The 14763-nt window shown below is 41.6% G+C and carries 14 protein-coding genes; 5 read left to right on the forward strand and 9 right to left on the reverse strand.

All coding sequences use genetic code 11. From position 1 onward, the window contains the following. Positions 1–210 precede the first annotated feature (210 nt). A complete protein-coding gene (locus tag ACT3RN_RS02950) occupies positions 211–1617 on the forward strand; it encodes a DHA2 family efflux MFS transporter permease subunit (RefSeq protein ID WP_226945052.1) in 1407 nt (468 codons plus the stop codon). 139 nt (positions 1618–1756) lie between these two features. Here ACT3RN_RS02950 and bfr (ACT3RN_RS02955) read toward each other — a convergent pair whose 3' ends face one another. From bfr (ACT3RN_RS02955) to ACT3RN_RS02965, 3 genes are all read right to left on the reverse strand, one after another. After that, entirely contained in the window at positions 1757–2239 is a 483-nt protein-coding gene (bfr, locus tag ACT3RN_RS02955) for a bacterioferritin (RefSeq protein ID WP_192519228.1), read from the reverse strand. A gap of 61 nt (positions 2240–2300) precedes the next feature. After that, the gene (gene bfr, locus ACT3RN_RS02960) at positions 2301–2789 is read right to left on the reverse strand and encodes a bacterioferritin (RefSeq protein WP_192519227.1); all 489 of its coding nucleotides are present in this window, start codon (positions 2787–2789) and stop codon (positions 2301–2303) included. Between the two features lie 710 nt (positions 2790–3499). Then, positions 3500–3691 carry a (2Fe-2S)-binding protein gene (locus ACT3RN_RS02965; protein WP_192519226.1) on the reverse strand — a complete coding sequence of 64 codons (192 nt, stop codon included), beginning with the start codon at positions 3689–3691 and terminating at the stop codon, positions 3500–3502. Positions 3692–4069: 378 nt separating this feature from the next. On the opposite strand from ACT3RN_RS02965, the gene ACT3RN_RS02970 reads away from it, so the two are divergent. After that, on the forward strand, positions 4070–4393 hold the full coding sequence (locus ACT3RN_RS02970) for an ArsR/SmtB family transcription factor (protein WP_192519225.1): 324 nt from the start codon (positions 4070–4072) through the stop codon (positions 4391–4393). A 95-nt stretch (positions 4394–4488) separates the two neighbouring features. Here ACT3RN_RS02970 and ACT3RN_RS02975 read toward each other — a convergent pair whose 3' ends face one another. From ACT3RN_RS02975 to sat, 6 genes are all read right to left on the reverse strand, one after another. Next, a complete protein-coding gene (locus ACT3RN_RS02975) occupies positions 4489–5211 on the reverse strand; it encodes a sulfate/molybdate ABC transporter ATP-binding protein (protein WP_192519224.1) in 723 nt (240 codons plus the stop codon). 74 nt (positions 5212–5285) lie between these two features. Then, positions 5286–6209, reverse strand: coding sequence for a sulfate ABC transporter permease subunit CysW (gene cysW / locus ACT3RN_RS02980; RefSeq protein ID WP_192519223.1), 924 nt, complete (start codon positions 6207–6209; stop codon positions 5286–5288). 1 nt (position 6210) lies between these two features. Next, entirely contained in the window at positions 6211–7095 is an 885-nt protein-coding gene (cysT, locus tag ACT3RN_RS02985; protein WP_192519222.1) for a sulfate ABC transporter permease subunit CysT, read from the reverse strand. 193 nt (positions 7096–7288) lie between these two features. Beyond that, positions 7289–8377 (reverse strand): sulfate ABC transporter substrate-binding protein, encoded by a 1089-nt coding sequence (locus ACT3RN_RS02990; RefSeq protein ID WP_442440093.1) that lies wholly within the window; start codon positions 8375–8377, stop codon positions 7289–7291. Positions 8378–8611: 234 nt separating this feature from the next. Beyond that, positions 8612–9685: a sulfate ABC transporter substrate-binding protein gene (locus ACT3RN_RS02995; protein ID WP_192519220.1), complete on the reverse strand. Its 1074-nt coding sequence runs from the start codon at positions 9683–9685 to the stop codon at positions 8612–8614. Positions 9686–10011: 326 nt separating this feature from the next. Continuing rightward, entirely contained in the window at positions 10012–11265 is a 1254-nt protein-coding gene (sat, locus tag ACT3RN_RS03000; protein ID WP_192519219.1) for a sulfate adenylyltransferase, read from the reverse strand. 287 nt (positions 11266–11552) lie between these two features. Here sat and ACT3RN_RS03005 point away from each other — a divergent pair, with 287 nt between their 5' ends. The 3 genes from ACT3RN_RS03005 to ACT3RN_RS03015 all read left to right on the forward strand — a co-directional run bounded on the left by ACT3RN_RS03005 (position 11553) and on the right by ACT3RN_RS03015 (position 14590). Continuing rightward, positions 11553–13244, forward strand: a complete 1692-nt coding sequence (locus tag ACT3RN_RS03005; RefSeq protein ID WP_192519218.1) for a nitrite/sulfite reductase — start codon at positions 11553–11555, stop codon at positions 13242–13244. Next, positions 13237–13833 carry a DUF934 domain-containing protein gene (locus tag ACT3RN_RS03010; protein ID WP_192519217.1) on the forward strand — a complete coding sequence of 199 codons (597 nt, stop codon included), beginning with the start codon at positions 13237–13239 and terminating at the stop codon, positions 13831–13833. Before ACT3RN_RS03005 ends, ACT3RN_RS03010 begins: the two co-directional genes overlap by 8 nt. Positions 13834–13951: 118 nt before the next feature. Further along, positions 13952–14590 carry a phosphoadenosine phosphosulfate reductase domain-containing protein gene (locus ACT3RN_RS03015; protein ID WP_192519216.1) on the forward strand — a complete coding sequence of 213 codons (639 nt, stop codon included), beginning with the start codon at positions 13952–13954 and terminating at the stop codon, positions 14588–14590. The last annotated feature ends 173 nt before the right edge of the window (positions 14591–14763 follow it).

Here is a 14763-nt window from a genome sequence, read left to right on the forward strand (position 1 = left end):
CAAATTTGAATGTTCAGCAGACCTTAATCTTACCATTAGTCATTTTTTTGTGGATGATTGGCATTCATTTTAGCCAATCTGGTTTCTACACTACTCAAATACTCTTAATTGAACATAGTTAATCGAACATAATTAACTAAAAATAATTTACTCCACATACCCCATAACGCTTTCGACTAACAATCGATCAAATCGACTAAAATATGATTTATGTCTACTATGCTTAATAAAAATGAGTCTAAAATCACCCTGACTCCAATGCAAGAAAAGTACCTACCCTATGTGCTAGCGGTCGCACTATTCATGCAAATTTTGGACGCCACTATTTTAAATACGTCATTACCGCAAATGGCGCAGGCGTTAGGTGAATCGCCATTAAAGATGCAATGGGCGGTCATCAGTTATGCGCTCACTTTAGCAATATTTATTCCTATCAGTGGTTTTCTAGCCGATAAATATGGTACTCGCCGCGTATTTTTATATGCAATTATTCTGTTCTGTATTGGCTCGTTACTATGTGCTGCATCGTCGACGTTAGATTTTTTGATTGGCTCGCGCATTGTACAAGGTATTGGCGGTGCGATGATGACTCCCGTTGCTCGGTTGATATTGGTTAAGTCCTATCCACGCAATAAGCTCTTAACAGTCATGAACTTTGCGGTGATACCAGCATTGGTTGCCCCGTTAGTAGGGCCAGTATTGGGTGGTTATATCGTACAATATACCAGTTGGCACTGGATATTTTTAATCAACATCCCGATGGGTATTGCCGGTCTTATCATGGGTAAAAAACTCGTGCCGGCATTATTTGAGGATACTAAACGACTGGATTGGGCGGGGTTTGCATTATTCGCAGCGGCGGCTTGTGGATTTACGCTTGCAGTAGAGTTTGGTTCGCAAACAGGCCGAGGTATCTATGGGTTATTACTTGCTTTGGGAGCGAGTATGCTGATAGCTGCTTATGTATGGCACGCCAAACGAAGATCTGCACCACTATTTCCATTGACTCTGTTTGATATTCGCACTTTCCGAATTGGTATTACAGGTAATTTATTCACACGCCTCGGTATCAGTTCTGTTCCCTTTTTACTGCCGTTACTATTACAAGTGGTATTTGAATACTCACCTTCACGGGCAGGCTGGTTGCTTGCTCCAATTGCAGTTGGTGCTATGGGTATCAAACCTTGGGTTAGTAAAATTATTCAACGTTATAGCTATCGCACTGTTTTGGTTTATAACACGTTTTTTATGGGCACGCTTATCATTGTGTTGGCGCAGTTTGATGACCCTTCACAGTGGCTTTGGTTTATACCTATATTGACAATTATGGGTGCTTGTAACTCCATGCAGTTCAGCGCGATGAATACCATTACTATTGGCGATCTTCATGGTACACAGACCAGCAGTGGTAACAGTTTAATGGCTGTTAATCAACAGCTAGCGATCAGTTTCGGTATTGCTTTCGGCGCAGCCGTACTTAATTTATTGCGTGATCGATTTTCGCTAGATACATTGGTTGCTTTTCAAGCCACCTACTGGATACTTGGTGTCTTAACCATTCTTTCAGGATTGTATTTTTTACGGCTAAAACCTGAAGATGGTCGTGGTCTATATTAAGTATGATTTGGTCAAGTAGAGCCTCTCAAATGTTAGGTACAAAACATTGGGCATAAAAATGCCAGCTTATGTTTTGGTATATAACCAATCACAAGCTGGCAAGTTTAGAGAATATGTTCTGTTTATTAATCACATCAACTTAAGGCGCGTCATCATCATTCATTTGTGATTGGATGTATCGTTCTATCCCAACGCTTTCAATCAAATCCTCTTGTGTATCTAACCAGTCTTCATACTCTTCATTACCATCTTTTAAGGTAACCAATAGCTGGCGAGAAACATAGTCAGACTCTGTCTCACATAACGTGATAGCATCAGTAAGGATAGCAAACTTCTGTTTTTCTAAACGTAAGTTGCAGTCAATCGTTTCAGCCACATCTTCACCGATAAATATTTTGCCATAATCTTGCAAATTCGGTAAACCGCCTAGCAATAAAATCCGTGCAATCAAATCATCAGACCATTTCATCTCAGCAATAGATTGTTTGTAAAAACTTTCATTGAGGGCTTCTAATCCCCAATGACGTGCGATACGAGCATGTAAAAAATACTGGTTGATAGCGATCAACGACTGTCCAAGCACTTTATTTAAAGCACGAATAACCTCTTTATTACTTTTCATTATCTTTCTCCATATGTGTTGTTTGAGCTTATTCTTATTTATATACGCATCTAGCGTAGTGTTAAATAAGATTAGGAGTCACTTCAGCCATTTGGCTTTGTAGATAATTAGGTAGACTAATCATGTTAATAAGGCGCAATTGCTGTTCGAGCCAATGAGCGTGATCTTCTTCAGTGTCTTTTAACTGCTCAACCAACATTTCACGTGTCACATAGTCATGCTCTGCTTCGCAGATAGCGATGCCGTCTTTTAGGTGTTGTTGTACCTTGTACTCTAAGTCCAAATCTAGCTGTAGCATTTCAGGGACAGTAGAGCCAATGTTGATGGTATCAACAGTCATTTTTGGCGTGCCACTCAGCATTAAGATACGGCGAATAATGGCTTGGGCATGTAGTGTCTCATCTGCCATTTCATGATGAATACGCTCATAAAGTTTACCGTAATGCCATTCAGCATACATTTCAGAATGTATAAAATATTGGTCGCGAGCTGCAAGCTCACCACCTAACAAAAAGTTTAAATAATCAATGACTTTTTGGCTGCCTATCATAACGTGTACTCCTCTATATCTACCTTGTATATCGTCTTACAATCAAAATGACCTACATCAGGACAGTCTGATCAACAAACCAATTACTTAGTATCAAAATCAACAGAATTTATTGCAATATTAGAGACACATAATAGCATACAGGCTGTTATCCAGCTTGTAACATTATGAACTAAGAATAAGATGCTAGTTGAGAATAAGATGCTAGTTGAGAACAAGATGCTAGTCGAGAATAATAACTGGCTAGATCATGTCATTATATATCGTTAGATAATTATTAAATGGCTACGGCGTTACTCTCACAAGATGTACTACTTGTACAATCTGCGTTTAGATGACTTGTATTCATTTTAGAGGGCTTTGACTATATATCGTGTGACTTAAAAATGACAACATAAACTATTTTAGCCCATGTGGAGGGCTATCGTTTGAATGGAATGCACGGCTTATTCTTATGACAATATTTGGATATTTTGACGCTATTAAATATATAAATGTGTCAATTAATGGCACCTAAGTGGCTGCTGTCAACAATATCCATTTTATTAAAAATAAGCGCATCAACACTAAGAATCTTACCCTATCCATGGTAGATAGAGTAAGTAATTAGTGGTATTTATGTCAATATGAGTTCGGGTGGCATCTACATTGAGAATGATAGAAAATTGAGAATGGTAAAACAGAATAGAAACGAGATGAGCTATTAATGCTTAAACAGCGTACGCTAACTCATCAAGCTTGGCATGATGTTCATCTAAGTAGTCATTGACCATAGGCTCACAGCAGCCACAACAAGTTGCCACATCTAGCGTATCTTTTAGACCATCAAGCGTATCGATGCCTGACGCAATCGCTGCCTGAATTTGCTTTTCTTTTACGTCATTGCAAATACATACGTACATGAACTGGCTCCTATGAACATCACTATTCAATAACTATTTGACTGTCAGTCAGTTTAAAGAGTTGATAATCATCATCTTATGCAACTTAATTTTCGTCACTGGACAACCAATCAATCATCTTTATTGATTGACCTATCATAACGATAACTATTATCATTTTCAATAGTATTTAAATGTTTTTTTAAGGAATTCTGCATAATTGGCAAGGATATTGCATCCTTTAATCTATCTAAACGAATATAAATATGTATGTTATGATATAGATGAAAGGTAGTAAATTAACGATAAACTGTAATTTAGCTCACTTTTTAATCGATTTTATGCACAACTACTGTTATATTTAACTTCTATTAACAAAAGCCCTATAGGGATCATACTATGTCTGACAATAATTTTACGTTACGACCTATTGAGCTGTTTAAAGTCTTATCTGACCCGACCCGCTTAAAAATATTTCAAATTTTATTTAAAAAAGAATCACGCTGCGTGGGAGAGTTAGTAGAGATACTAGATCAGCCACAACCAACGATATCACGTCATTTAAATCATTTGAAAGAACTGGGTATTTTAAGCTGTGTACGAGATGGTACATGGATGTGGTATGAAGTGTCCGATGACTTACCAGAATGGTGTCAAGAAATTTTAGATATTACCTATGAGCAAATATCTACTAAAGATATTGCCATGCCAAAGCCTGGTTAACGATGTTTCGTATTAAGAATATTCAGACATACCCTACAAAAAAAGACCTATTTATCATAGGTCTTTTTTTATTTCTAATGAAGTATGTCGACTATTTAAACCAAATCTAAAAACTCACTAATAAAGGTGCTAGCTGGTTGATGTATCAGCTCTTCTGATGTCCCTACCTGCTCCACTCGCCCTTGATTCATAACGACAATCTCATCAGATACTGCACGCGCCTCTTCTTGATCATGAGTAACCATAATGCTAGTAATACCCAGCTCATGGTGGATATTTTTTAACCACGTACGTAGCTCCTTACGAACTTTAGCGTCTAGTGCACCAAACGGCTCATCAAGCAATAATAATTTCGGCTTTACTGCAAGTGCACGTGCCAGTGCAATTCTCTGACGCTGACCACCTGATAATTGGTGTGGATAAGCATTGGCAATCTGTGGCAGCTGCACTAACTCTAATAGCTCTGCCACACGCTTATTAATATCAGCTTTGCTTGGTCGCTCATTCTTTGGCAGCAAAGTGAGACCAAACGCGACATTATCAGCGATATTTTTGTGACGAAACAGCGCATAATGTTGAAACATAAAGCCGATGTGACGTTTTTGTACAGGCGTGTTCGTCACATCTAACTCATCAAACAACACCTGCCCAGAGTCAGCATACTCAAGACCTGCAATGATACGCAGCAAAGTGGTTTTGCCACAGCCCGACGGTCCTAGTAATGTCGTTAGCTTGCCAGTTGGTACGGTGATATTGATATTATCTAAGGCTGTAAAATCACCAAATTTTTTATTGATGTTGCGAATTTCGATGCTCATAATGATGTCTCTTATATATATTTTAGTGACCATTTATGTCAGTCATGCGTTACCAATAAACAGTAATGTCTCACTTATACCTTGTCTGTAACCGTTGTCTCAGTACTTAATGATATCTCAGGTATATTATCCAATCGCCCAGATTTGGCAAACTTACGCTCTTGTAGTTTAGTCATGATTTGCTGGATAAGCAGCGTAATCAATGCCAATGCAGCAAGTAAACTAGATAAAGCGAAAGCGGCTGTAAAGTTGTAATCATTGTAAGCAATCTCAACCAGTAGTGGCATGGTGTTGGTCTCGCCCCGAATATGACCTGATACGACGCTGACTGCACCAAACTCACCCATCGCCCGCGCATTGGTCAAAATTAGGCCATATAGCAGTGCCCATTTAATATTTGGCAACGTCACATGCCAAAAAGTCTGCCAACCAGAAGCGCCCAATGTGAGTGCTGCTTGCTCTTCACTATCACCTTGAGTTTGCATCAGCGGTATCAACTCACGTGCGACAAACGGGAATGTGACAAATAATGTCGCTAATACAATACCAGGAACCGCATAAATGATTTGGAACCCCATACTCTCAAGCCAGCCACCAACCGTAGAGTTGAGTCCAAATAGCAATATGAACATCAAGCCTGCAACCACTGGTGAAACAGAAAATGGCAAATCAAGTAACGTGGTAACCAACTGCTTACCTTTAAACTGATAGCGAGTGACCAACCATGCAATCGCGATACCCATCACCATATTAATCGGTAAAACAATGGCCGCAGTAATCAATGTTAGCTTAATGGCTTGTAGTGCCTCTGGATCGACAAGTGAGGCAATATACAACTGCCAGCCACCCTTAAAGGCTTCGTAAAACACCGCCAATAAAGGGATCACTAACATCACTACCATAAATAGTACGGCAATAACGATAAAGATACGACGTATCCATGGTGCATCTTTGGTGGCTGCGTTACTCTGGTAGTCGTAGCTATTAGATATTTGCATATTAGCGTGCTCCTACACGGCGTGACAGCTTCCACTGTACGATATTAATGGTTAACAGAATCACAAATGAGATAAGCAGCATAAATAGTGCGACAGCAGAGGCGCCTTGAATATCAAACTGCTCAAGCTTGCTGATGATAATCAACGGTAAAATCTCAGACTGCATCGGAATATTACCTGCGATAAAAATCACCGAGCCATATTCGCCAGTGGCACGAGCAAACATCATACCTGCACCCATTAATAATGCTGGTAACAACTCCGGTAAAATTACTTTACGAAAGGTGGTTAAGCGATTGGCGCCTAGCACGGCAGCCGCTTCCTCAAACTCAACTGATAGCTCAGCGAGTACCGGCTGCACAGCACGGACGATAAAGGGAAAGCTGACTACGACCAACGCCAACCAAATACCCAGTGGCGTAAACGCCACTTGAATATCAAACTTAGCAAACCATTGACCCATCAACCCATTGGGAGCATAAAGCGTAGCAAGCGAGATACCAGTAACCGCTGTTGGTAAGGCAAATGGCAGGTCGACCAAGGCATTAATTAAAGACTTACCCCAAAACTCATAACGTACGAGCACCCAAGCAACCAAGGTACCAAACACCATGTTAGTAAGCATGGCTAAAAAAGACATCCATAAGCTCAGCTTGATAGCAGCCGTCACTTGCGGCTGGCTGATGGTCTCCCAAAAGCCACTCCAACCCATTTGCGTTGTCGTATAAGCCATCATCGCAAACGGCAACACCACCAATAGCGATAAGCTAAAAACAGTAATGCCCATGCTCAGACCGAAACCTGGCAGTACATTGCGTTGACGCAAGCGTGTTAGCCAACCTTTCTTAGCAGGGGCTTTACTGGCAGAAGAAGATGTTGCACTCATAGTGATGTCCTGTTGCCTAACTGATGGTACTTATCGTAAGACCATGTTATATCGAACTTATTATTAAGATGCTTACGGTATAAAGGACACAGTGCGTACGACCATGTCCTTTATGAAGTTTTCCTAAATGACCACATCACCTAACTGGTAGTAAAGTCACTGCTTTGAATAAATGAGCAATCTTAGTCAATTGCTACTGCGGTGCATTGATAGCCAATTGATCGAACACGCCGCCATCACTGAAGTAAGTACCCATGATGTCATCCCATGACCCAAAGGCGTCATTCGGACGGAAAGTTTCAACTGGTGGTAATTTGTCACCGTTTTTCTCTAGTACGCTTTGTACACTAGGACGTAGATAAAGATCGGCTGCCAATTGCTGAGCAGGCTCGCTCCATAGGTAATCAAGATACGCTTTTGCGGCGTCTGTTGTACCTTTTTTGTCTGTCACAGCTTTGACAACAGCCACTGGGCTTTCTGACTTGATAGAGTATTTTGGATAAACGATATCGACTTGACCCGCACCAAAATCGGTCGCTGCAAGGTTGGCTTCATTTTCAAAGGTTACTAAGACGTCACCGATACCACGCTGAACGAATGTCGTTGTGGCAGCACGGCCGCCATTTTCATAGACTTTGACATTTTTTAGCATGTCTTTGACATAGCCTTTAGCTTTTGCTTCATCTTGATTAAAGGCATGCAAACCATAGCCATACGCACCTAAGAATGCATAACGACCATTACCCGTCACTTTTGGGTTAGCCATGACAATCTCAAGATCATCTTTGGTCAAATCTTCCCAGTCGTTAATGCCTTCTGGGTTACCTTTACGTACCAAAAACACGATAGTACTGGTAAAAGGCACTGCATTATCAGGGAATTTACTTTCCCAATCTGACTCAACCAAGCCTTCTTTCTCAAGCAGCTCAATATCAGATCCTTGGTTCATCGTGGCCACATCCGCCTGTAAACCGTTAGCAACAGACAGTGCCTGCTTGCTTGAGCCACCATGTGACTGTTTGATTAGGATATTACTGTCTGGGTTTTCAGCTTTATAGTGTTCAACGAATAACGGATTGTAGTCTTTATAAAAATCACGGGCCACATCATAAGAGACATTCAGCAACTCGATATCTTGCCCTTCTGTCGCGGCTGCGCCGTCCGCATTGGCAGTCGTATCGCCATTGCTACAACCAGCCAAACCCAACGTTAATGCAACGCCTGCAATGCTCAAAACATTCAGTTTTTTACTTTTTTGTTGATAACCAGCTGCGTGTGTCATAAATCCCTCAAAAATATTTGTTAAGTAATGCAAGTATGCTAACAGTGCCATCTTATTATGTTTAATGATGAATATGCGTATGTTATTGCCAAAACGGAATAACTAGGCGATAACTACAAACTTGTCAATTTATTTTCAGGAGCCACTAAAAATACTGTTGATGAAGCGTCAAAAACACAAACGCTTGCAGCGCCTATTATTCGACAGTCAGCCAGTCAAATGAGTGTTAAAAAGCTATTTTTCTACGCGAGCCAGCTGATCAAAGCGGCCACCATCGATAAAGAACGTATCCATAATCTGCGTCCAAGTACCAAAAACAGATACTGGGTCGAAAGTTGCAATTTCAGGCAATGTGTCTTTATGAGCAGCCAGTACTTCTGCATTACTAGGGCGCATGTACATCTCTGCCATGAGCTGCTGAGCAGGCACATCCCACAGACCTTGTAAGTAAGCACTTGCGGCATCTGTCTTACCGCTTTTATCCGTAACACCGGTCACGACTGCCACTGGATTAGCAATTACTATAGAGTAGCTTGGATACACAATATCGACTTGGCCTTTAGCAAACTGCCTAGCAGCCAAATTTGCCTCATTTTCAGTTGTGACGAGCACATCCCCTAGCCCGCGTTGGGTAAAACTGGTCGTCGCTGCACGCGCACCATTGTCATAAGTGACCACATTTGCTAATAGTTTTTTGATGAAGTCATCAGTTTTGGCTGGAGCTTCCACACTTTCTTTAAATTGATGCAAACCATAACCATACGCTCCTAAGAAAGCATAACGCGCTGTGCCACTGGTTTTTGGGTTCGGTATGACCACATCGATATCATTGCGTGCCAAGTCCGACCAGTCTTTGATGTTTTTTGGGTTGCCGCTACGTACCAATAGCACCATGGTACTGGTATAAGGCACTGCATTATTCGGGAACGCCTGCTTCCAATCAGTGGCTACCAGCCCTTTTTCTACCAACAGATTCATATCGCTTTCTTGGTTTAAGGTTGCCATATCTGCTTGCAAACCATTAGCAATAGACAGCGCTTGCTTACTTGAGCCACCATGTGATTGATTGACCTTGACCTTACTACCTGGATGCTCTTTTTCATAACTTGCACTGAATAGAGTGTTGTAGTCTTTATAAAAGTCACGTGATACATCATAAGAGACATTCAGTAAGCTGATATCCTGCGAGTCTCCCGCTGTCGGTGTGTCTTGTTGCGTGGCTTCAGTAGGACTACAGCCTGTTATCAGTAAGGCGACTGCCCATGCACTACCAACTTTTAAACTGATATTAGATACCTGTGATCGCATATGTTTCTTCTTAATAAATGATAGGGTACTAACCAAATATTGATTGCTCTATTATTAGTATTGAAGCTTTAAATATTTTGGATTTTGCCCGATGGATAATAAAAGATATGCTAGCAGTTTGTGTGCTAGACTCTTAGTGACGAATTCGCTTATCAAGTGTTTAACTTGGCATAAGCGATTTTGGCGATCCACAGCCCTAATGTTTGGAATATTTAACCCGCCCTAGCCTATACCTGAAACAGGTAAGAAATTGTAAACATAAAAAAGGTGCCAGACGATAAGCCCGACACCTTTTTTATTAACTTTTTATAATGTTTTTATAATACTTATACCGCAGATGCTCCCGTTAATTTCACCTCGGCACGTTCTTCTTTTGCGATACCAGCATAGTAATTACGCAATATCTGTAGCACTTCTGGGCGACTAAAATTATCTGGCACTTCTTCATCTTCTGATAGGGCTTTACGCAGCTTAGTCCCCGATACTTTGACATGCTCAGAGGCGTCATGCGGGCAAGTTTTGTCAGAGGCCATCGCATTACAAGCATTACACCAAAAGGTCCAGCCAATTTTTAATGGTTGGGTGATGAGGTCATCTTTGCCGACTTTATCAAAAATGGCCTGCGCGTCAAAGGCACCATAGTAATCACCAACACCAGCATGGTCACGACCTACAATAAGATGGCTACAACCATAATTTTGACGGAATACAGCATGTAACAATGCTTCGCGAGGTCCGGCATAACGCATGTCTAGTGGATAACCCGCTTGAATAACAGTATCTTGTTGGAAGTAGTTATCGATTAAGGTCTTAATTGCTTCTTGACGCACTTCTGCTGGGATATCACCAGGCTTTAACGCGCCGAGCAAAGAGTGTACTAAGACCCCATCACAAATTTCGATGGCAATTTTGGCAAGGTATTCGTGTGAACGGTGCATTGGGTTACGTGTTTGGAATGCCGCAACCGTTTTCCAGCCTTTGGCATCCAAAATTTCGCGTGTTTCAGCGGGCGTTTTATAAATTTCAGGATATAATGTTGGAAACTCGCCTTCGCTGAGTACTTCTACGCTACCTGCGATATTGACATCGTCTTGGTTCAATACTTGTTGAACACCTGGATGCTCTGAATCTGTTGTGGTAAATACTTGCTGACACTCATGCGTTTTGTCGATGGTGTAAGTCTCTTCCACAGTTAAGATGCCCATCACTTCACCATCTTCAGCGACCAGTGCCACTTTGTCACCTGAGTTAAGGCTGTCAGCAGTCGCTTTAGGTGCTGACAACGTAATAGGAATCGGCCAAAACAAGCCTGCGTTGTCACCACTTTGCAAGCGCATGTTGTCAACCACGCCTTGCCAATCCGCTTGATTCATAAAGCCATTCAACGGTGTAAAACCACCAATACCAAACATAATTAAATCACCACGCTCACGAGAGCTTAAGGTGATCGTCGGTAATGTGCTGGCAAGCGTAATCGCTTCATCGCGAGCATCCCCTCTTAGTAGTAACGGCTTTAATTCATTGCTACCGTGTGGCGGAACAAGTTTTGATGGCTGATTATTAATAATAGAAGCTGTCATAGTCGTTTTAAAACCTCAAAAATAGTGCTGAGAAAGTAAGAAGTGGCTTAAGAAATGGTTGTGGCATTGCGCTTTAAATTTGATAAGCATAGGCTACCTAACTTTCGTTATGAAAATTTATGCTGTGTTTGGATATGGATATGTCTTAAAGGAATTTATGTTTTTAAGCGCAAGCTTATATGATGTAAAGCTGAATTGTGCGCATTGCGAACGGCAATAAACCTATTACACACGCAAATCATTTTCGTCGCTGCTTTTAAGTCTAAAAACAAATTTGAGATTACGTCATGTATCAATATAACTACGCTGACCAAAACTTAGTAGAGGAACGAGTCGCTCAGTTTCGCGATCAAACCGAACGGTTTTTGGCAGGCGAGCTGCCAGAAGAACAGTTTTTGCCACTGCGTTTGCAGAATGGTCTTTATATTCAGCGCTATGCGCCGATGTTACGTATCGCCATTCCTTACGGCTTACTAGCCAGTTACCAACTGCGCAAACTAGCAGAAATTACTCGTAAATATGATAGAGGTTATGGACACTTCACGACCCGTACCAATATCCAGTTGAATTGGCCAAAACTAGAAGAAGTGCCAGATATCTTGGCAGAATTGGCATCGGTACAGATGCATGCTATTCAAACATCTGGCAACTGTATTCGCAATACCACCACTGACCCTTATGCTGGTATCCATAAAGAAGAGATTGCGGATCCACGTCCTTATTGCGAGATTATTCGTCAGTGGTCTACGTTCCATCCTGAATTTGCTTTTTTACCACGTAAATTTAAGATTGCCGTTATCGGTACAGAGACAGATCGCGCAGCGACGCAAGTGCATGATGTTGGTTTGCACTTGAAGAAAAATGAGGATGACGAGATTGGTTTTGAAGTATTGGTTGGCGGCGGACTTGGCCGTATCCCAGTGCTTGGTAAAGTTATCAATAAGTTTTTGCCACGTGAGCATCTACTCAGTTATTTAGACGCTATATTACGTGTTTATAATCTGCATGGTCGCCGTGATAAAGGCAGTAAATATAGATCACGTATCAAAATATTGGTCGATACCTTAGGTGGACCTGCATTTGCTAAATTGGTCAATGCTGAGTGGGAAGCGCATACCAAAGACGGGCCGTTGACACTGACTGATGCAAATTTTGAAACCGCCATGGGCTTTTTCAGTGAGCCTGATTATGCGGACTTCGATGCGCTACAAGTTCAGTCTGATTTACAGCAGCAATTGAGCGCTGATAAAGACTTTGCCAATTGGTATAAACAAAATACTGTCGCACACAAAGTCAATGGATACCGTGCAGTAGTAGTTTCTTTGAAAGCAGGGTTGGTTGATGGTAAATACGTACCGTCAGGCGATGTCAGTGAGTCACAGATGGACGCGTTGGCTGACCTTGCAGACAAACATAGCTTTGGTGAATTGCGCGGCACTTACCAACAAAACCTAGTATTTGCTGATGTACAAACCAATGAGTTGTACGAGTTGTGGCAACAACTAAAAGCGCTGAATTTAGCTCGTGCCAATATTAACACCCTCACGGATATGATTGTTTGTCCAGGTTGGGATTATTGCTCACTTGCTAATGCCACTACCCACAACATCGCTGAACAAATAGAAAAGCAGTTTGTCGACCTTGACTATCTCTATGATCTTGGCGATATCCGTCTCAATATGTCGGGCTGTATCAATGCCTGTGCCCATCATCATACTGGCGATATCGGTATTTTGGGTGTCGATAAAAAGGGAGAAAACTGGTATCAGATTAGCCTTGGCGGCAACTCTAGCGACAATGCCAAGCTTGGCAAGATACTCGGTCGATCCGTACCTACGGAAGCAGTTGCTGACACAATTCAAAAGATCGTTGATGTCTATGTTGATCTACGTGCTACCACTGATAACGACGTAGAAAGCTTTGGTGAGTTGGTTGAGCGTGTCGGTATTGATCCATTTAAGGAGAAGGTCTATGGCTAATCACCATATTTTGGATAGTCAGGGTGTCGATATTAGTCATCAGGACAGCTGGCATGTATTGACCACTGAGACACTACCAGATGGAATCGCCTCTGTAGACCTTACTTTACTTGAGCTCTTACAACGACAAGAAAAACCTGATGTGCTAGTGCCACTTGCTGATTTGTTAGATGCTTCAGGCACGCTAGGAGTTGGCTTAGTCAAAGAAGTGTATGAGCTGATAATCCAGCATAGCAGTCATACTGGATTATGGGTGACTGCTGATACAGACACAGATGCGTTAATAGCGTTAAGTGAGCTGCTATTAACGCAGACGCTTATCGTCATACATGTGCCAAAGTTCGCTGATGGACGTAACTTTAGCTTCGCGCAAACCTTACGCCAAATTGGCTATCAAGGCGAGATTCGCGTTACTGGTGATTTTGGCCGTGATCAAATTGCCTATTTATTACGCGTAGGCGTCGACAGCTTTGTGCTTAGTGAGCACGACATGCAATCTATTTCTGATATTCGTCAAGCATTCAATGCGCTTGCCAGCAGCTATGGCGGTCGAGATGCCGCAGCATTACCGATGTTTGCAGGTGTTTAACTAACTTAAACTTTTACTACAGCATGCCCTCGTTTTCAGCCGACTCAAAGTTTGCTGTTTACATTGAGGGCCTGTGCTAAACCCTTTTATCAAATCAATCCCATTTAAGGAATATACCATGAGCCAATTACACCCAAATCTAAATATCGACCAAGCCAATCAAGACCTGCAAGGTAAATCACCAGAAGAAATCGTGGCATGGGCACTGACTCAAGCAAAAAACCCAATCATCACGACTAACTTTCGTCCGTATGAGTCAGCAATCCTGCATTTGGTTGCTAAGCAGCGTCCTGACATCACCGTACTATGGGTAGACTCAGGCTATAATACTGATGCGACGTATCAGTTCGCTAATAAAGTGATTCGTGACCTTAACCTAAACGTTGTGACTTATATACCTAAACAAACAGCGGCACATCGTGATGCAACCATGAACGGTATCCCGGGTATTGATAACCCACAGCATGGTGAGTTTACTGACCAAGTAAAACTTGAGCCATTCCGCCGCGCTTTAGATGAGCTGAAACCTGACGTATGGTTCAATGCGATTCGTAAAGATCAAACAGAGTTCCGTCAAGGCCTTGATGTGCTTAGCCTATCAAAAGATGGCGTGTTAAAAGTCGCTCCATTATTTGAAAAAACCGATGTTGATCTAGATGGTTATCTTGAAGAAAACAACCTACCAAACGAGTTTGATTATTTTGATCCAACTAAAGTAGAAGAAAGCCGTGAGTGTGGTTTGCATACTCAGCTATAATACTAGGGCATATCCTCAATTCAATCGATAGTTATCTAAGTGGGTTAAAAATAGCTAAATCTTGCCAAACGGTGTCAAATAGCTGACTAATATCTCGATATTATCTGCGCTATTTTCCTTGTTTGACGGCAATTTATCTCATTTTTATCACCATTTTTAAAATGAGGACACGC

The organism is Psychrobacter sp. AOP5-GZ1-6, from assembly GCF_052376345.1.
Taxonomy (GTDB): domain Bacteria; phylum Pseudomonadota; class Gammaproteobacteria; order Pseudomonadales; family Moraxellaceae; genus Psychrobacter.

What these genes read in the sequence shown, in the direction of transcription:
- ACT3RN_RS03010 (WP_192519217.1), top strand. Translation starts at nt 13,237, where the DNA reads ATGGCTAATCACCATATTTTGGATAGTCAGGGTGTCGATATTAGTCAT.
- ACT3RN_RS02995 (WP_192519220.1), bottom strand. Translation starts at nt 9,685, where the DNA reads ATGCGATCACAGGTATCTAATATCAGTTTAAAAGTTGGTAGTGCATGG.
- sat (WP_192519219.1), bottom strand. Translation starts at nt 11,265, where the DNA reads ATGACAGCTTCTATTATTAATAATCAGCCATCAAAACTTGTTCCGCCA.
- bfr (WP_192519228.1), bottom strand. Translation starts at nt 2,239, where the DNA reads ATGAAAAGTAATAAAGAGGTTATTCGTGCTTTAAATAAAGTGCTTGGA.
- ACT3RN_RS02950 (WP_226945052.1), top strand. Translation starts at nt 211, where the DNA reads ATGTCTACTATGCTTAATAAAAATGAGTCTAAAATCACCCTGACTCCA.
- ACT3RN_RS03015 (WP_192519216.1), top strand. Translation starts at nt 13,952, where the DNA reads ATGAGCCAATTACACCCAAATCTAAATATCGACCAAGCCAATCAAGAC.
- ACT3RN_RS02975 (WP_192519224.1), bottom strand. Translation starts at nt 5,211, where the DNA reads ATGAGCATCGAAATTCGCAACATCAATAAAAAATTTGGTGATTTTACA.
- ACT3RN_RS02970 (WP_192519225.1), top strand. Translation starts at nt 4,070, where the DNA reads ATGTCTGACAATAATTTTACGTTACGACCTATTGAGCTGTTTAAAGTC.
- ACT3RN_RS02965 (WP_192519226.1), bottom strand. Translation starts at nt 3,691, where the DNA reads ATGTACGTATGTATTTGCAATGACGTAAAAGAAAAGCAAATTCAGGCA.
- ACT3RN_RS02990 (WP_442440093.1), bottom strand. Translation starts at nt 8,377, where the DNA reads ATGACACACGCAGCTGGTTATCAACAAAAAAGTAAAAAACTGAATGTT.
- cysT (WP_192519222.1), bottom strand. Translation starts at nt 7,095, where the DNA reads ATGAGTGCAACATCTTCTTCTGCCAGTAAAGCCCCTGCTAAGAAAGGT.
- ACT3RN_RS03005 (WP_192519218.1), top strand. Translation starts at nt 11,553, where the DNA reads ATGTATCAATATAACTACGCTGACCAAAACTTAGTAGAGGAACGAGTC.
- cysW (WP_192519223.1), bottom strand. Translation starts at nt 6,209, where the DNA reads ATGCAAATATCTAATAGCTACGACTACCAGAGTAACGCAGCCACCAAA.
- bfr (WP_192519227.1), bottom strand. Translation starts at nt 2,789, where the DNA reads ATGATAGGCAGCCAAAAAGTCATTGATTATTTAAACTTTTTGTTAGGT.